At 66.8% G+C, this 15,975-nt stretch carries 14 protein-coding genes; 11 read left to right on the forward strand and 3 right to left on the reverse strand.

Going from position 1 to position 15,975, the window contains the following annotated elements; genetic code table 11:
- Positions 1–8 precede the first annotated feature (8 nt).
- The 8 genes from AC25ND_RS11645 to AC25ND_RS11680 all read left to right on the forward strand — a co-directional run bounded on the left by AC25ND_RS11645 (position 9) and on the right by AC25ND_RS11680 (position 7,637).
- A complete protein-coding gene (locus AC25ND_RS11645; protein WP_486976313.1) occupies positions 9–2,015 on the forward strand; it encodes a phage tail-collar fiber domain-containing protein in 2,007 nt (668 codons plus the stop codon).
- Between the two features lie 8 nt (positions 2,016–2,023).
- Positions 2,024–2,734 (forward strand): DUF4376 domain-containing protein, encoded by a 711-nt coding sequence (locus AC25ND_RS11650; protein ID WP_062364671.1) that lies wholly within the window; start codon positions 2,024–2,026, stop codon positions 2,732–2,734.
- Positions 2,731–3,654, forward strand: coding sequence for a hypothetical protein (locus tag AC25ND_RS11655; protein WP_062364738.1), 924 nt, complete (start codon positions 2,731–2,733; stop codon positions 3,652–3,654). Before AC25ND_RS11650 ends, AC25ND_RS11655 begins: the two co-directional genes overlap by 4 nt.
- Positions 3,651–4,190, forward strand: coding sequence for a baseplate complex protein (locus tag AC25ND_RS11660; protein WP_247283616.1), 540 nt, complete (start codon positions 3,651–3,653; stop codon positions 4,188–4,190). The genes AC25ND_RS11655 and AC25ND_RS11660 overlap by 4 nt, the downstream gene beginning before the upstream one ends.
- Entirely contained in the window at positions 4,187–4,891 is a 705-nt protein-coding gene (locus tag AC25ND_RS11665; RefSeq protein ID WP_062364675.1) for a hypothetical protein, read from the forward strand. Before AC25ND_RS11660 ends, AC25ND_RS11665 begins: the two co-directional genes overlap by 4 nt.
- The gene (locus AC25ND_RS11670) at positions 4,864–5,835 is read left to right on the forward strand and encodes a hypothetical protein (RefSeq protein ID WP_182322431.1); all 972 of its coding nucleotides are present in this window, start codon (positions 4,864–4,866) and stop codon (positions 5,833–5,835) included. Before AC25ND_RS11665 ends, AC25ND_RS11670 begins: the two co-directional genes overlap by 28 nt.
- A 197-nt stretch (positions 5,836–6,032) precedes the next feature.
- The gene (locus tag AC25ND_RS11675) at positions 6,033–6,329 is read left to right on the forward strand and encodes a cupin domain-containing protein (protein WP_486976314.1); all 297 of its coding nucleotides are present in this window, start codon (positions 6,033–6,035) and stop codon (positions 6,327–6,329) included.
- Positions 6,330–6,476: 147 nt separating this feature from the next.
- Positions 6,477–7,637: an MFS transporter gene (locus tag AC25ND_RS11680; RefSeq protein ID WP_186596448.1), complete on the forward strand. Its 1,161-nt coding sequence runs from the start codon at positions 6,477–6,479 to the stop codon at positions 7,635–7,637.
- 24 nt (positions 7,638–7,661) lie between these two features.
- On the opposite strand, the gene ycaC is transcribed toward AC25ND_RS11680, so the two are convergent.
- Positions 7,662–8,282, reverse strand: coding sequence for an isochorismate family cysteine hydrolase YcaC (gene ycaC / locus AC25ND_RS11685; protein ID WP_028691153.1), 621 nt, complete (start codon positions 8,280–8,282; stop codon positions 7,662–7,664).
- Between the two features lie 327 nt (positions 8,283–8,609).
- Here ycaC and AC25ND_RS11690 point away from each other — a divergent pair, with 327 nt between their 5' ends.
- From AC25ND_RS11690 to AC25ND_RS11700, 3 genes are all read left to right on the forward strand, one after another.
- Positions 8,610–8,999: a YybH family protein gene (locus AC25ND_RS11690; protein ID WP_062364680.1), complete on the forward strand. Its 390-nt coding sequence runs from the start codon at positions 8,610–8,612 to the stop codon at positions 8,997–8,999.
- 87 nt (positions 9,000–9,086) lie between these two features.
- Complete coding sequence (locus tag AC25ND_RS11695) at positions 9,087–10,586, forward strand: purine-cytosine permease family protein (protein WP_062364681.1); 1,500 nt, start codon at positions 9,087–9,089, stop codon at positions 10,584–10,586.
- A gap of 13 nt (positions 10,587–10,599) precedes the next feature.
- Positions 10,600–12,030: an aldehyde dehydrogenase family protein gene (locus tag AC25ND_RS11700; RefSeq protein ID WP_186596452.1), complete on the forward strand. Its 1,431-nt coding sequence runs from the start codon at positions 10,600–10,602 to the stop codon at positions 12,028–12,030.
- 391 nt (positions 12,031–12,421) lie between these two features.
- On the opposite strand, the gene AC25ND_RS11705 is transcribed toward AC25ND_RS11700, so the two are convergent.
- Both AC25ND_RS11705 and ada read right to left on the reverse strand, forming a co-directional pair.
- Positions 12,422–14,824, reverse strand: a complete 2,403-nt coding sequence (locus tag AC25ND_RS11705; protein ID WP_062364683.1) for a DUF3772 domain-containing protein — start codon at positions 14,822–14,824, stop codon at positions 12,422–12,424.
- Positions 14,825–14,878: 54 nt separating this feature from the next.
- Positions 14,879–15,937 carry a bifunctional DNA-binding transcriptional regulator/O6-methylguanine-DNA methyltransferase Ada gene (gene ada / locus AC25ND_RS11710; protein WP_186596455.1) on the reverse strand — a complete coding sequence of 353 codons (1,059 nt, stop codon included), beginning with the start codon at positions 15,935–15,937 and terminating at the stop codon, positions 14,879–14,881.
- Positions 15,938–15,975 lie beyond the last annotated feature (38 nt).

A 15,975-nucleotide genomic window follows, 5' to 3' on the forward strand; every position in this document is an offset into this window, starting at 1 on the left:
AGTCCGCCGTGGCCAGAATCACTTTCGCGGGCGAAAGCCTGATCGCCCAGAAGCAGGGGGCCAAAGAAGTCCTGCAGATCACCCGCTTCATCTACGCCAATGTGCCCGGGCTCGACCCGAACACGCCAATCGACCGCGCCGCGACCAAGCCGCCGGCCAGTCAGATCGTGCACAGCTACGACATCCCGGCAGGCAACAGCGGCTATGTGAACCCCAACCAGGTCGTCTACAGCTCGATGCTGGGCAGCGACATCGGCGACTTCGACTGGAACTGGATGGGCCTGGAAAGCGCCGAGGGCGTGCTGTTCGCCGTGGCCTACCTGCCGCTGCAGCAGAAACGGCGCAACATCCCGCCGCTGCAGATCGGCAACAACGTCACCCGCAACATCCTGGTGGAATACAGCGGTGCCCAGGAACTGACCGGCATCACCATCGATGCCAGCACCTGGCAGCACGACTTCACCGTGCGCCTGAAAGGCATAGACGAGCGCGAGCGCCTGAGCAACCGCGATGTGTATGGGCGAGCGTGCTTCTTCGGCGACGGTTTGCAGTTCCAGAAGGTGGGTGACAAGTACCAGCTGGCCGCCGGCATCGCCTACCTGGAAGGCATGCGCCTGGAGCTGCCCAAGGCCGTGCCGCTGAGCCCGCCGCAAGGGGCGACCCAGGTATGGATGCACATCACCTGGCGCCGCGAGCAGAACGATGTGATCCCCAGCTGGAAGGTGGTGTACCTGCCCGACCAGCAGGATTACGTCACCCCTGATGGCTGGGTCTACTGCATCCAGCTGGCAGACATCACCAGCGCCGGAGTCATCGCCGACAAGCGCAAGTCCGCCCCCATCGCCGGCCCGCTGGTGGACCACTTCGCCAGCCGCAAGTCGGTTGCGGACCTCGAGAACGGTGTCACCTCCGCCGGCAAGGCACGCCAGCTGGCCGAAGCGCGTCAGATCGCGTTGCAGGGCGATGTCGTCGGGCGCGTGGACTTCGACGGCAGCAGCAACGTGGCTCTCCAGGCCACGCTTGCGGATATCGGCGTGGTACCCGGTGCCTATTCGAAAGTGGTCATCAACGGCAAAGGCCAGGTCGTTGGCAACGAGGCGCTGAAGCCGAGCGATATTCCAAACCTGGACTGGAGCAAGATCGCCAGCGGTAAACCGACCACGCTGCAAGGGTATGGCATTACCGATGCGCTACGCACCGGATACAGCAACCAGTTGCCCCGATTCTATTCAGATACACCGGGTACGAACTACATAAATGCCGCCATGGAAATCCGCGAGGTGGGGCTGGTCCTCAATTCCAAACTGACCTGGGAATATGCTCCTCGCATTGGCTTCCATTGGGGGACTCAGGTGGCGGGCGACCTGGCCATGAATGCCCAGGGCGTGATCGCCTGGAACGGACTGCCTCTTTACCACACCGGTAACCTGAACCCGGCGGCCATCGTGCCGGCAGGCACGCTGATCCAGACCTTCAGCCGCACCGCCCCCAGCGGAACCTTGCGCTGCAATGGCGCGGCCGTCAGCCGTACGACCTATGCCGCGCTGTTTGCCGCGATCGGCATCCTCTACGGCACCGGCGATGGCGCGACGACCTTCAACCTGCCTGACACCCGCGGCCTGTTCACCCGGGACGTCGATGACGGGCGCGGATTCGACCCGGGCCGAGTCCAAGGCTCCGTCCAGAGCAGCCAAAACCTGTGGCACGCACACGCGGCCTCGGCAGCCGAGGCCGGCTGGCACTACCACCCCGGCAGCTCGATTGCGGCGGGTGGTGAACACACCCACACCGCGCCCCGAGCCATGAACAACGATGTCGGTAACGGCGCCCCCAACTTCACCACCGCGAACTACGCCAACGGCGTGACGGCACCGACCCATGCCGCCGGCGCGCACTCCCACGGCCTGTCGATGGTCGGCGATGGCGTGCACAGCCATGCGATCACCATCGCTGGCGACGGTGGCAATGAATCGCGGCCGGTGAACATGGCCTTGTACTCCTTCATCAAATACTGAGGTGCCGCATGGCAACGACCAAGACCGTCTACCAAACCTCCCAGCTTGGACTGTTCACCGGCACCACCGAAGCGGACGAGTCCCCCCTTGAGCCCGGCATCTTCCTGATCCCTGGCGGCTGCGTGGAAACAGCCCCGCCGGCGATCCCCGAACACAAGGCAGCCCACTGGAACGGCCAGGCCTGGTCCCTGGTGGACTATCACGACGGCCTGGTGGTCTACAGCATCACCAACGCCGAGCCGTTGACCCTCACTGGCATGGGCCCGATCCCCTCGGGCTACACGGTGAAGGCGCCCCGCCCGGACCAGGTATGGAAGAACGGCGAATGGGTGGACGACACCGCTGCCGTGCTGGCCAAGGTCCATCAGCAGAAGCTAGACGAGATCAATGCCAGCTGCGCGCAGTACCTTGAGGCCGGCTTCGACTCGGCGGCCCTGGGCGAGGCGCACCGTTACGGCAGTTCGCTGGAAGACCAGGTCAACCTGACAGGCCTGATGTTCAGCGGCCTGGACAGCGCCTACCCCTGCACCGGCAGCGATGGCGTGCGCCAGTTCCTGGCCCACACCCGCGACCAGCTGCTGCAGGTGAACAAGGACCTGGTCCTGTTCAAACAGGCGGCCCTGCAGCACGCCGACCAGCTCAAGCGTGAAGCGGCGAAGGCGCTGCAGGGCAAGAAGCTCGACGCGTTGCGTGCAATCAAGTGGACGGTGCCGGCATGAGCTGGGCGCCCGTCACCTTGCGCTGGCCAGCCGAAGCGACCCGCTGGATGGGCCAGTTGGACGCCGCCAAGGCCCTGGCCGGCAGCGAGCTGGCCAGTACCGCCCAGCGCCTGAACGGCCTGCAGGGCCTGGCGAGCACCAACCCCGGCCCGGTCGGCGCTGCGGCCAAGGGCGCGATCGAGGCCGGGCGCCAGGCCCTGGCCGAACAGCTGGGCGAAGTGCCCAGGTGCCTGGTGGTGACGCCGTTCCAGAGCGGTATCGGCCAGGGGCGTGGCTACCAGCGCTTCCTGTCCGCGCCCAACCTGTTGCAGCAGTTGGCGAACAAGCTGACCGACGCCACCGACAACGGCAGCCCCCAAGGTGAGCAGCACGCACTGTGCCTGCTGTTCCTGGGTACCCGCCACGATCAGCTGGCCGCCGGCCTGGCCCGCTTCAACGCCCTGATGCCGATCCCCGAACTGGTGCGCGCGCAACGCCGCGCCGAGCACCTGGCCCGGCTCGAAACCGAGAAATGGCAGATTCCCCAGGCCACCGCCCTGCCGCGCTGGGAGGCCTTGCCGCTGGAGCGCTGCACGGTGCTGAAGGCGGCCCAGCAATCGCTGGCCGGGCAGATCGCGGTGCTGGAAAGCTACGCCGCCGACAGCTCGCCCATGAGCGACCTGTCCGGGCTGGCGGCGCGCAAGGCCAACCAGCAGCAGGTCCGCGACCAGCGCCTGGCCGACCTGCGCGACCTGCTGGAAGGCGGCCAGGCCGACAGCTCGGTGCGCACCCGCCTGCTGGGCCCGGGCAACAACACGCAACTGCGCCGCATGCTGCTCGAAGGCGATGCCCCGGGGCATGAATGGGTGATGAGCGCCGGCGTGATCCTGGTCGGCTCGGCCAAGGGCCTGAGCTTCGTTCGTGAAATGGTGGGTTTATGACACTGCTACTGTTGGACGGCCAGCCCGTCGAAGGCAAGACCCTGAAAGTCACCGGCAACCTGCGCATCGAAGCCGAGGACCTGTCCGGCCAGACCAGTAACACCGACACCGCGCACAAGGGCTTCAAGCCCAAGACCCTCGCGGTCACCCTGACCATCCCTTACGTCAACGGCGCCTGGCTGCGCAATCTGATGCGCCTGGCCGAAGCTACCGAGAGCGGCGGCCAGCTCAAGACCTACCGCATCGTCAACGACACCGCCGAGGCCTTCGGCATCCGCCAGGTACGCTTCGCCGAGAATGTCAACGCCCGGGAGGACGACTCGCTGGCCTGCTGGCGGGTGCAGTTCGGCCTGGCCGAAAAGACCTCCAACCCGGAAAAGGTCGAAAAGCGTCGCGCCAAAAAACGCGTCAAGGCCCAGGCCGCTCCGGGGGCGGCGGTGGGCGCGAAAGAGGAGGAAGAGGAGAAGGACCCGGAGCTGACCAGCTTCGAGCGCCTGCTGAAAAAAGTGGATGACTGGCTGGGAGAGAAGTCATGAAGCTGCATCAGGTACTCAATGTCGGCGGCGAGCGATACGAGCTGGTCAGGGCGGACGTGCGCCTGGAACTGCGCAACCCGGGGCGGGCAACCTTCATCGTCCAGGCCGAGGCGCCCCTCAAGGGCCTGGTCACCCTCGACATCGGCTACAACGACAGCCCGCTGCAGCGGCACTTCATCGGCTACGTCGAGCGCTGCACCAGCGCCAACGCCAGGCAGCAATTGCTGTTCTGCCGGGAACTGGCGGCGATCCTGGCCAAGCCACTGCCGATGAACCTGCGCCACGTCGACCTGCGCGGCGTGCTCGACCAGATCGGCCAGCACACTGGCCTGCGCTTTCGCGTGCCCGAGCGGCCCTACGCCTCGGTGCGCGCGCCGTTCTTCTACAGCCTGGCCGCCGGCTTCCAGGCCATGGAAAGCCTGGCCCAGGTCTTCGACATCCCCGACTTCATCTGGCAGCAGCAGGGCAACGGCGAGGTGTACGTGGGCAGCTGGGCCGACAGCTACTTCGGCGCGCGCCCCGCGCTGCAACTGCCCATGGAGCTGTTCGACAACTACCAGGGCAACCAGAGCGCCAGCATTGCGGCCCTGCCAGGGCTGCGTCCGGGCGCACCAATCAACCACGGCGAGCGCGTGACCCATGTCGCGCTGGCCGACAGCCAGATGGCCATACGATGGAAGACGCAATCCGCCGCGCCGTAGCGCGCCAGTTCCCCGAAATCACCGGCGGCTATCACCTGCCGCGCTTCGGCCGCGTGGTCGCGGTGCCCGATGCGCCGGAGGCGCCCGGGCTGTGCGACGATTTCCGCCCGCGCTTCGGCGTCGATGTCCAGGTGCTGCTGCCGGACGGCGAGCCCGACCCGGCGCTGCCGGTGTTCACCAGCCTGCCGCTGCCGGCGCCCATGGGCGGCCAGGAACGCGGCATGTTCGGCTTCCCCGAGGAGGGCACCACCGTGGTGCTGTCGTTCGCCTACGGGCTGCCGCACAAGCCGTTCATCCAGCAGATCCTGCCCCACGGACTGAGCCTGCCCAAGGTGCCGAAGGGCGACCTGGTGTGGCAGCACAGCGAAGCCTGCCAGCAACGCGCCGACGCCGACGGCAACTGGCTGCGCCAGACCGATGGCCGGATCCGCGACAAGGCGATCGAGCGCGAGGTCGAGGCACTGGCCAACACCGAACAGTTCCAGAGCCATGCCCGGACGGTGGACGACCACTCCACCGAGACCGTCGGCGGGATCAAGAAGATCGAGGCCCTCGGCGCGCTCAAGCTGCTGTCCGGCGGCTCTGCCAGCCTGGCCGCTCTCGACGATCTGCACCAGGCCACCGGGCGCGACCTGAACCTGGCGGTGGGGCAGAAGCTCAACGCGGCGATCGGCGGCGACGTCCAGGAGCGGGTCGAGGGCCTGCGCGACAGCGTGGTGAAGATCAGCCAGCGCCTGCAGGCGCCGAAGACCTGGCTGGGCTCCGAGGCGGTGAACGTGCTGCAGGTGCTCTGCGACCTGCTCGACCTGGTTCAGGAAATGAACATCGAGCTGGCCGGGCATGTGCACGGGCCCACGCCACCACCTGGCAATGCAGCGGCCTTCAGCGGCGCGGCGGTGCGGGCCCAGGCCATGGGGCTCAAGTTGAAGCCGATCACGCTGTGATCTTCAGGGCATTTCGTACTCGCGGGGCCAGCCCGCTCCCACAGGTTCAGCCTTGAGCCTGTGGGAGCGGGCTGGCCCCGCGTTGCGTTTGGGCGGAAAAAGTTGAGTGTTCGCACGACTGACTGCCAGCAGACTTGGATTTAACCCACCGCGCAAGCAGCCCAGGCTGGACGCTTTTCCGTGAACAGGCCTACTCCATGACGCAGCAGACCCAACGCCCCAAGGCAGTCCCCACCGTACAGGTGAGTACCGACGAAGTGATCGTCACCGAATGGCGCTTCGCCCCCGGCGCCGAGACCGGCCGGCATCGCCACGGCCTCGATTACTTGGTAGTACCGATGACCGACGGCACCTTGTTGCTGGAAACCCCGGAGGGTGACAAACACGCCCCCCTGGTGGCAGGCCAGAGCTACTTCCGCAAAGCCGGCGTGGAACACAACGTGGTCAATGCCAGCGATCACGAGATCGTGTTCATCGAGACCGAGTTGAAATAACATGGCCTCACGCAGGCCGCTCCTACACCTGCGTGAACCGGGATAACCGAAGCACTGCCTCGAAACCCGATGGACCTGACCACTGCCGGTCAACCGTCGGGACAAATGGGTCCGGACCTTGGCCGGCCCGTTTATCGGAGGCAACACATGAGCCCGCGTATCTGGCTGCTGGCCCTGGCGACATTCGCCACGGGCATGGCGGAAAACATCACGGTCGGCATCCTGCCGGCCCTGGCCGATGGCCTGGACGTTCCGCTCGGCGTGGCCGGGCAACTGACCACCGTCTTCTCCCTGAGCTTCGCCCTCGTCGCGCCCTTCTCTCCCCTGCTCACCACACGCTTGCCGTTGCGTGGCCTGCTGTGCGCCACGTTGGCTTTGTTCGCCCTGTGCAACCTGCTCGCGGCCTGGGCGCCCGGTTACACCGCGCTGTTGATCGCCCGTATCGGCATGGCCACAACCAGCGCGATGACCTGCCTGACGTGCACACTGATGGCCACGCGCATGGCGCCCGAAGCCCTGCGCGGGCGCGCCATCGGGGTAATCTTCATGGGTATCTGCAGCTCGCTGATACTGGGTGTGCCGGCCGGCATGCTGCTGTGCGACGCCCTGGGCTGGCGCGGCGTGTTCCTCGGCCTTAGTGCCTTGACGGTAGCGGTGCTGCTGATGGCCTGGCGCGGGCTGCCGACGCTGCAGAGCACCGAACGCATCGCCCTGGCCAGCTACGTGCGCCACCTGCGCGATAGCCGCCTCACGGCCGCGCAGGGGGTATCGCTGTTGATGATCGCCGGGCACTTCACTGTATTCGCCTACCTCGCGCCTTACGCCCAGCAGGTCGCCCATGTACCGCCGCAATGGCTGGCAGCGGTGTTCGCGGCATTCGGCATTGCCGGTGTCTCGGGCGGCTATGTCGGTGGCTGGATGGCCGATCGGTTGGGTGTGGCCAAGGCCATCCTGCTGGCGCCTCTGTTGTACCTCGCCAGCCTGCTGATGCTACCGCTTAGCGCGGGCACGCCGTGGCTGTTCCTGCCGGCGATGATGCTCTGGGGCGGGCTGAGCTGGACCACCTCGCCAGTGGTGCAGAGCTACCTGGCCAGGCGCGGCGAGGATACCTTCCCGGCGGGCATGAGCCTGAACATGTCGGCCATGCACCTAGGCGTCGGATTGGGCTCGGCCATCGGTGGCGTGGTGATCACAGGCTCGGCACTGGAAGCCACGCCTTGGGCCGGGGCATTATTGACCGCTCTGGCAGCGGGGTTGGCGATCTGGTCCGCGACACCTGCGAATGGCATATTGAAACTGGCGCGGTAATCGCTCACCGCACCAGTGAAAGCGCTACTTGGCCAACTTGCTGTAGCTGGTCATCAGGTTGCGATAATCGGGGATGTGGTTGGAGAACAGCGTGCCCAGCCCCTCGATGTCATTGCGCCAGTCGCGGTGCAGCTCGCATGCCACGCCGAACCAGGTCATCAGTTGCGCGCCCGCGGCCTCCATGCGCCGCCAGGCCGAGTCGCGGGTCAACTCGTTGAAGGTGCCGGAGGCGTCGGTGACGACGAATACATCGAAACCCTCCTCCAGCGCCGACAGCGCCGGGAAGGCCACGCAAACCTCGGTGACCACCCCGGCGATGATCAGTTGCTTCTTGCCGGTGGCCTTCACCGCCTTGACGAAGTCTTCGTTGTCCCAGGCATTGATGTTGCCGGGGCGGGCAATGTAGGGCGCGTCGGGGAATTGCTCCTTGAGCTCGGGCACCAGAGGGCCGTTGGGGCCGGTTTCGAAGCTGGTGGTGAGGATGGTGGGCAGCTTGAAATACCTGGCGAGGTCGGAAAGCGCCAGCACGTTGTTCTTGAAGCGGTCGGGGTCGATATCGCGCACCAGCGACAGCAGGCCGGTCTGGTGGTCGACCAGCAGTACTGCGGCGTTGTTCTTGTCCAGGCGGTTGTAGTGGAAAGCCATGGCTGAACTCCTTGCTTCAAAGGTAGGGAGTTTCAGCGTAGGCAAACATGGCGTGCAGGGCCGACCGTCAGTCGCTTGAACTTCATTGAACCAAACGTGTTCCGTGGAGCTGGCTGTAGGAGCGGCTTCAGCCGCGATCATCCGCGAAACGGATGCCAGGCTCCGTGGTGTCCGCATCGCGGCTGAAGCCGCTCCTACGGAGGGTTCTCGCCAGCCATTGGTTCACGATTTCCTGAACTGATTATTTGCCCACAGCGATTTTTCCCACCGCCCACCGCCACCAGAATCGCTTCACCAACAATCACAATAAACCGTGAGGCCACTCCCGTGGACCAGACACTCCAGGTACGGCAGGCCGCCGCCGACCTCGTCGCCGCCTTCGCCAGCAACGATACCGCCCGCTACTTCGCCTGCTTCAGCGAAGATGCCACCTTTCTCTTCCACACCGTGCCGCAACCGCTGCTGTCACGCCGAGCCTACGAAGAACTCTGGGCCAGCTGGCAGGCGGACGGATTCGTCGTGCTCGGTTGCGAGTCGAGCAACGCGCAGGTGAGCCTGCAGGGCGACGTGGCGGTCTTCATGCACGATGTGGCCACGCGCCTGCGCGTCGCCGGCGAAACCTTAGACCTGAACGAGCGCGAGACCATCGTCTTTCGGCTGCACGGCGAACGCTGGCTGGCCTGTCACGAACACTTGTCGGTCATCTCGCCGGCCTGATTCCCTTTCAAGCGGCCCTGCCGCACTGCCATCGCACCCACAACAAGGCCGCCCGACGGCCGACAACATTCGCGCTGGAGCATCACCATGAGCCACTCGACCGGTATCGAGACCAATGGCGTCGAACAGATCCCCGACGATCAACGCGACGCCACCCCGCTGGACCTGTTCCGCCTGATCTTCGGCGGCGCCAACACCTTCGCCACCGCCGTGCTGGGCAGCTTCCCCGTGCTGTTCGGGCTGTCGTTCCAGGCCGGCGTCTGGGCGATTTTGCTCGGCGTCGGCGTGGGCGCGTTGATCCTTGCGCCGATGGGCCTGTTCGGCGCGCTCAACGGCACCAACAACGCGGTATCGTCCGGCGCCCACTTCGGCGTGCACGGGCGTATCGTCGGCTCGTTCCTGTCGCTGCTGACCGCCGTGGCGTTCTTCTCGCTGTCGGTGTGGAGCTCGGGCGATGCCCTGGTCGGCGGCGCCAAGCGCCTGGTCGGCCTGCCGGAAACCGACCTGACCCTGGGCCTGGCCTACGGCCTGTTCGCGGTGCTGGTGCTGGTGGTGTGCATCTTTGGTTTTCGTTTCATGCTTTGGGTCAACAAGATCGCGGTGTGGGCCTCGAGCCTGCTGTTCCTGCTGGGCATCTTCGCCTTCGCCGGGCCCTTCGACGCGGGCTACGCCGGCAGCGTCAACCTCGGCCAGGCCGGTTTCTGGGCGGCGTTCGTCGGCGCGGCGATCCTGGCCATGAGCAACCCGGTGTCGTTCGGCGCCTTCCTTGGCGACTGGTCGCGCTATATCCCGCGCGAGACCGCCAAGTCGCGCATCATGCTGGCAGTGATCCTCGCCCAGGCCGCCACGCTGATTCCGTTCCTGTTCGGCCTGTGCACCGCCACCCTGGTGGCCAGCCAGGCACCGGACTACATCGCCGCCAACAACTACGTCGGCGGCCTGCTGGCGATCTCGCCGGGCTGGTTCTTCCTGCCGGTGTGCCTGATCGCGGTGATCGGCGGCATGTCCACCGGCACCACGGCGCTGTACGGCACCGGCCTGGACATGTCCAGCGTGTTCCCGCGCCTGCTCAGCCGCGCCGCCGCCACCCTGCTGATCGGCGTGCTGGCCATCGGTTTCATCTTCGTCGGCCGCTTCACCTTCAACCTGGTGCAGAGCGTGTCGACCTTCGCCGTGCTGATCATCACCTGCACAAGCCCCTGGATGGTGATCATGATCCTCGGCCTGATCACCCGCCGCGGCTTCTACCACGCCGATGACCTGCAGGTGTTCACCCGCGGCCAGCAGGGCGGCCACTACTGGTTCGACCATGGCTGGAACTGGCGCGGCATGGGCGCGTGGATCCCCAGCGCTGTGGTCGGCCTGTGCTTCGTCAACCTGCCGGGGCAGTTCGTCGGCCCGCTGGGCGAGCTGGCCGGCGGCATCGACCTGAGCCTGCCGGTGACCCTCGGCATCGCCGCCGTGCTGTACCTGATCCTGCTCAACCTGTTCCCTGAACCCGCTGGCGTGTATGGCCCACAAGGCCCGCGCTGGGTGCGCTGCAAAAGCACACCCGTAAAGCCTGTGACCACCGCCGAAATGGCCTGACCGGAATCCGACCATGACCACACCTCACTACATCGACGGCCGCTGGGTCGAAGGCCTGGGCAGCGACTGCATCGTTGTCCACAACCCGTCCGACGGCCAGCCGTTCAGCGAACTGATGGCCGCCAGCAGCGCCCAGGTCGACCAGGCCGTGGCCGCCGCGCGTCGTGCCCTGGCGTCCTGGAAAACGGTCAGCGCCGCCGAGCGCGCCACCTACCTGCGCGGCTTCGCCGAACAGTTGGGCCAGCGCCGCGACGAGCTGATTGCCCTGCAGATGCGCAACAACGGCAAGCCGCGCCACGAGGCCGAGATCGACCTGGACGACGCCATCGCCACCTTCGCCTACTACGCAGACCTCGCCGAGCAACTGCCGGCGAAGAACCGTGACGTGCCCCTGGCCGCGCCCGGCTTCAGCGCCCGCACCCGCCTGGAGCCGGTGGGCGTGGTCGGCCTGATCGTGCCGTGGAACTTCCCGCTGGTGACCAGCGCCTGGAAGCTCGCCCCGGCCCTGGCGGCCGGCTGCACCGTGGTGCTCAAGCCTTCCGAAGTCACCCCGCTGATCGAGCAGGCCTACGGCCAGATCGCCGAGGTGCTGGGCCTGCCGGCCGGCGTGCTGAACATCGTGGGCGGCAAGGCCGAGACCGGCGCCGCCCTGAGCGGCCACAACGGCCTGGACAAGCTGTCGTTCACCGGCAGCAACGGCGTCGGCAGCCAAGTGATGCGCGCCGCCGCGGCCCAGTGTCGGCCGGTGACGCTGGAGCTGGGCGGCAAGTCGGCCATCGTGGTGTTCGACGATTGCGATGTCGACCAGGCGGTGGAGTGGATCGTCGCCGGCATCACCTGGAACGCCGGGCAGATGTGCTCGGCCACCTCGCGCCTGCTGGTGCAGGACGGCATCGCCGATGCCCTGTTGCCGCGCTTGCAGGCGGCGCTGGAGGCATTGCGCGTGGGCAACCCGCTGGCGGAAGAAGTGGACATGGGGCCGCTGACCAGCCAGGCGCAGTGGCTCAAGGTCGCCGGCTATTTCGCCACCGCCCGCGAAGAGGGCCTGACGTGCCTGGCCGGCGGCAAGGCGCTGGACCATGACGGCTGGTTCGTCAGCCCGACGCTGTACGTGGACGTACCAGTGAGCAGCCGCCTGTGGAGCGAGGAGATCTTCGGCCCGGTGCTCTGCGCACGACGCTTCGGCACCGAGGCCGAGGCCATCGCCCAGGCCAACGACAGCCGCTTCGGGCTAGTGGCCACTGTCTGCTCCGCCGACCTGGAACGCGCCGAGCGCGTGGCCGATGCGCTGGAGGTCGGGCATGTGTGGATCAACTCGGTGCAGGCGGTGTTCGTCGAGACCTCGTGGGGCGGGACCAAGGGCAGTGGGATTGGGCGAGAGCTTGGGCCTTGGGGGCTTTCGGGGTATCAGTCGGTGAAGCATGTGACGCGGTGTTTGGGGTGAGTAGCTGAGCCCTTTCACAGGGCGCGTGAGGCTGGCAGGTGTTCGACGGCAGCCTTGCAGCGCCTGCGAGATCGAGCGCCGCCCGCGCGACGCAAGGCCGCTCCCACATTTGTTGCAACGTACCGAACCTGTCAGGCCATGGTTGCCCGCCTTGGTGCCTGTCTTGAGACAGGTGAGGCGCCAGTGGTACCTACACTGAAACCGCGTCGTACCAGCAAGGCGGATCCGGTAATGGCACAGGTTTGACTGGCCCGAAACAGATGCAGGAGCGGCCTTGTGTCGCGAAAGGGCTGCGAAGCGGCCCCAGGGTCTGCGCCACAAGACAGATCGCCGGGGCCGCTTTGTGGCCCTTTCGCGGCACAAGGCCGATCCTACAAGAGCCGAGATAGCCTCACGCCGGCTCGTCGGCCGGTCGCCCATTCTCCTGCACCAACACCATGCTCTGCGGCGACGACAGGGCGATGCCCTCGTCACGCAAGCGCCCGAGGATGGTGAACAGCAGGTCGCTGCGCGTGCTCGACACCTGCCGCGGCGAGGCCACGTAACCGCTCACACCGATCACCATGCCACTGCTGGTCAGGTCCTTGAAGGTCACCGACGTGGCCGGCGCATCGAGGATCGACTCATGCTCCTTGTACGCCGCCAGCAACACCTCGCGCACCTTCGCCGGGTCAGTCTCCAGCGGCAGCGTCAAGGTAATGCCAACCACGCCCAAGGCATTGGCCATGGTCACGTTGCGCACGTTCTGCGAGATGAACTGCGAGTTGGGCACGATCACCGTCGAGCGGTCGGACATCTGGATCTCGGTGGCGCGCACGTTGATCCGGCGAATGTCACCCTCGACACCGGCCAGGCTCACCCAGTCACCCACCTTCACCGGGCGCTCGGTAAGCAAAATCAGGCCGGAGATGAAGTTCTGCACGATCTGCTGCAGGCCGAAACCGATACCCACCGACAGCGCACTGACCACCCAGGTCAGGCTGGTCAGGTTGATGTGCAGGGTGGACATCACCAGCATGGCCAGGAACAGGAAGCCCAGGTAGCCGACCAGGGTCACCAGCGAGGCGCGCATGCCGGCGTCCATGTCGGTCTCCGGCAGCAGGCGCTCGCTCAGCCAGCGCTTGACCACGCGGATGGCGAACCAGCCACCGATGAAGATCGCCACGGCCAGGAAGATGTCCTGGGGCACGATGTTCAGGTTGCCCAGCACCTTGCCGCCGGTGCCGTCCCAGTCCGCCAGGCTCAGCAGTAGCTCGCCTGGGCTGGTGCCCGAAGGCATGAACACCAGCAGCGCGGCGGCGAACAGCAACAGCGTGCGGCCGATGCCCGCCAGCACCGTGCTGGCCTGGGCCTGGTGGCGTTGCTGCAGGCCAAGCGCCGAGGCCAGCGCCAGGCCACCGGGCTGACGGGGCGACAGCAGGGTTTCGCACAAGTCGCCGAACACCGTCACCAGCAGGTAGGCACAGACCACCACCACGCTGATCCACAGCAGCTTGGCGGTAAGGAAGTAGGCCAGCGTCAGGTAGCCGGCCAGCAAGGTCAGCAGGATCGCCAGCACCCACACCACGATCACGAACGGGATCAGCCCGGCCAGGCCCTTGGGCCGCTCCAGGTCATGCTGGCGACGGGCGCGGCGGTAGCGCAGCAGGGCCACGACAAACAGCAGTGACACCACCAGCGCGGTCAGGCCGTTGGTGGCCAGGGTCAGCGCCAGGCTGGTGCCGATCACGCTGTTGATGCGCTCCTGGGTGAGCAGCACCATCAGCGCCAGGGCCAGGACCTTTGGGAACCAGCCCAGGGCGCTGGCCACTTCGTCGGGGATCGGCGGCAGGCGCCAGGACGGGCGCTGCAACATCAGCATGGCGCGGCCCAGGCCCGAGATGAAGGCGCTGAAGATCACCAGGGCGAGGATATGGTTGGTCAGGCTGGCGAGGTCCGTGCCCAGCTCCGCGCTGCTCTCCAGGCCCCAGCGCAGCAGCGACACCGAGCCGGAAATGGTGCCCAAGGTCGCCAGGCTGACGCTCAGCGCCAGGGCGCTGCGGCGCAGGCGGCCTTCGGGCAGCCAACGGATCATGGCGTCGGCCAGCAGGCGCTCCAGTACCCGGCGCACCAGGGTCCAGACCAGTACCGCCGCGACCAGCGCGGTAATGAACAGCCAGCGGTGCTCGGCGCTGAAAGCGCTGGCCATGGCGTCCGAGACCTCGCCCCGCAGGTCGCGCAGGCGCGCCACGTCGTCGTCGGTGGGGCGGATCAGGCTCGACCAGAACGCCGGGCTCAACGGGCTGGCGGCGCGGCTGGTGATCTGCGAGTTGAACAGGCTGCGGCGCAGGTTGACGATCTGTGTCGACAGGTCACGGGCCGACTGGGTCAGCGTGGTGGCGTCCTTCTGCTCGGCGACCAGCTTGTTCTTTTCGTCGTTAAGCTGCTTGCGCTGGCGGGTCAGGCTCTCGGCCTCCTCCTCCAGCGGCGGGCCAAGCACGTTGAGCTGGTCGTCCAGGCGCTGCACGTCGGCGGTGCGCTGGGTGGCCAGCACATCGGCCTGGCGTTGCACCTGCAGGGCCGACTGGCGCAGTTGCGCGAGCAGGTCGTCGTTGGCATTGCTGGTGACGCCCTGGCGGATCTGGTCGAGCCGTTCGCTCAACGCCTCCAGGCTGGCGTTCTCGTCCAGCACCTGCTGCTCGGCCACGGCCAGGCGCGATACCGGCGTGGCCGGCTGGGCCCATGCCGGCATGGCCAGGCACAACAGCAGGGCGAAAATCCCCGCATAGAATCGGTCAAGGCTGACACGCCTCATCGAAGGTTCCTCTACACAACTCGACAGGGCGTGGATTCTACGCGGTCTGGAGGCTCAGGAGAGTGCCGTCTCTCGGTCCAGCAGCTGGCGCTTGCGTTCGATGCCCCAACGGTAGCCGCTGAGGTCGCCGTCGCGGCGTACCACCCGGTGGCAGGGAATGGCCACGGCGATCGCGTTGGCCGCGCAGGCCTGGGCGACGGCCCGCACGGCCTTGGGCGCGCCGATGCGCTCGGCGATGTCGGTGTAGCTGACCGTGGTCCCCGCCGGCACCTCGCGCAGCGCCTGCCAGACCCGCTCCTGGAACGCCGTGCCCTGCACATCCAGAGGCAGCGCCAGACCCAGGGCCGGCGCCTCGACGAAGCCGATCACCTCGGCCACCAGCCGCTCGAAAGCGTCATCGCCGCCGATCAGCTGGGCCTTGGGAAATTTGTCCTGCAGGTCCTTGAGCAAGGGTTCGGGCTCGTCACCGAGCAGGATCGCGCAGATGCCCCGTTCGCTCTGGGCCACCAGGATCGCCCCAAGTGAGCATTGGGCCAGGGCGAAACGGATGGTCGCACCCTGCCCGCCAGCTCGGTATTCCCTCGGCCGCATGCCCAGGCGCTCGCCGGCGCTTTCGTAGAAGCGGCTGTTGGAGTTGTAGCCGGCGTCGAAGATGGCTTCGGTGACACTGCCGGCGGCGTCCAAGCGCTCGCGCAGGCGCTGGGCGCGGAAGGCCGAGGCGTAGGCCTTGGGGGTCAGGCCGGTCTCGGCCTTGAACAGGCGGTGCAGGTGGAACGGGCTGACGTTGAGCTTGCTGCCGAGCTGGTCGAGGTTGGGGGCGGTCTGGCTGGCCTCGATCAGGCGACAGGCGCGGGCCACCAGCTCGGTACGGCGGCTGCCCTGCCCGCCCTTGCAGCGCTTGCACGGGCGATAACCGGCGGCCTCGGCCTGGGCAGCGGCGCTGAAAAATTCGACGTTCTCGCGCTTGGCCAAGCGCGACTTGCAGGCGGGCTGGCAATACACGCCGGTGGTGCGCACGGCGTAGACAAAGTGGCCTGTGGCGGCCGTGTCGCGAGCCTGCACGGCGTGCCAGCGTTCGGCGTCGGTGGTGTAGGTGGTCGGGGCGGGCTTCATCAGGGGCCTCTCCTGGGAATCGATAACGTCAGCCTGGC

This window comes from Pseudomonas sp. P110(2024), assembly GCF_057480795.1.

Excerpts from the sequence above, each read along its gene's own strand:
- AC25ND_RS11650 (WP_062364671.1), top strand. The coding sequence starts at position 2,024 with ATGGCAACGACCAAGACCGTCTACCAAACCTCCCAGCTTGGACTGTTC.
- AC25ND_RS11655 (WP_062364738.1), top strand. The coding sequence starts at position 2,731 with ATGAGCTGGGCGCCCGTCACCTTGCGCTGGCCAGCCGAAGCGACCCGC.
- AC25ND_RS11660 (WP_247283616.1), top strand. The coding sequence starts at position 3,651 with ATGACACTGCTACTGTTGGACGGCCAGCCCGTCGAAGGCAAGACCCTG.
- AC25ND_RS11665 (WP_062364675.1), top strand. The coding sequence starts at position 4,187 with ATGAAGCTGCATCAGGTACTCAATGTCGGCGGCGAGCGATACGAGCTG.
- AC25ND_RS11670 (WP_182322431.1), top strand. The coding sequence starts at position 4,864 with ATGGAAGACGCAATCCGCCGCGCCGTAGCGCGCCAGTTCCCCGAAATC.
- AC25ND_RS11675 (WP_486976314.1), top strand. The coding sequence starts at position 6,033 with ATGACGCAGCAGACCCAACGCCCCAAGGCAGTCCCCACCGTACAGGTG.
- AC25ND_RS11680 (WP_186596448.1), top strand. The coding sequence starts at position 6,477 with ATGAGCCCGCGTATCTGGCTGCTGGCCCTGGCGACATTCGCCACGGGC.
- ycaC (WP_028691153.1), bottom strand. The coding sequence starts at position 8,282 with ATGGCTTTCCACTACAACCGCCTGGACAAGAACAACGCCGCAGTACTG.
- AC25ND_RS11695 (WP_062364681.1), top strand. The coding sequence starts at position 9,087 with ATGAGCCACTCGACCGGTATCGAGACCAATGGCGTCGAACAGATCCCC.
- AC25ND_RS11700 (WP_186596452.1), top strand. The coding sequence starts at position 10,600 with ATGACCACACCTCACTACATCGACGGCCGCTGGGTCGAAGGCCTGGGC.
- AC25ND_RS11705 (WP_062364683.1), bottom strand. The coding sequence starts at position 14,824 with ATGAGGCGTGTCAGCCTTGACCGATTCTATGCGGGGATTTTCGCCCTG.
- ada (WP_186596455.1), bottom strand. The coding sequence starts at position 15,937 with ATGAAGCCCGCCCCGACCACCTACACCACCGACGCCGAACGCTGGCAC.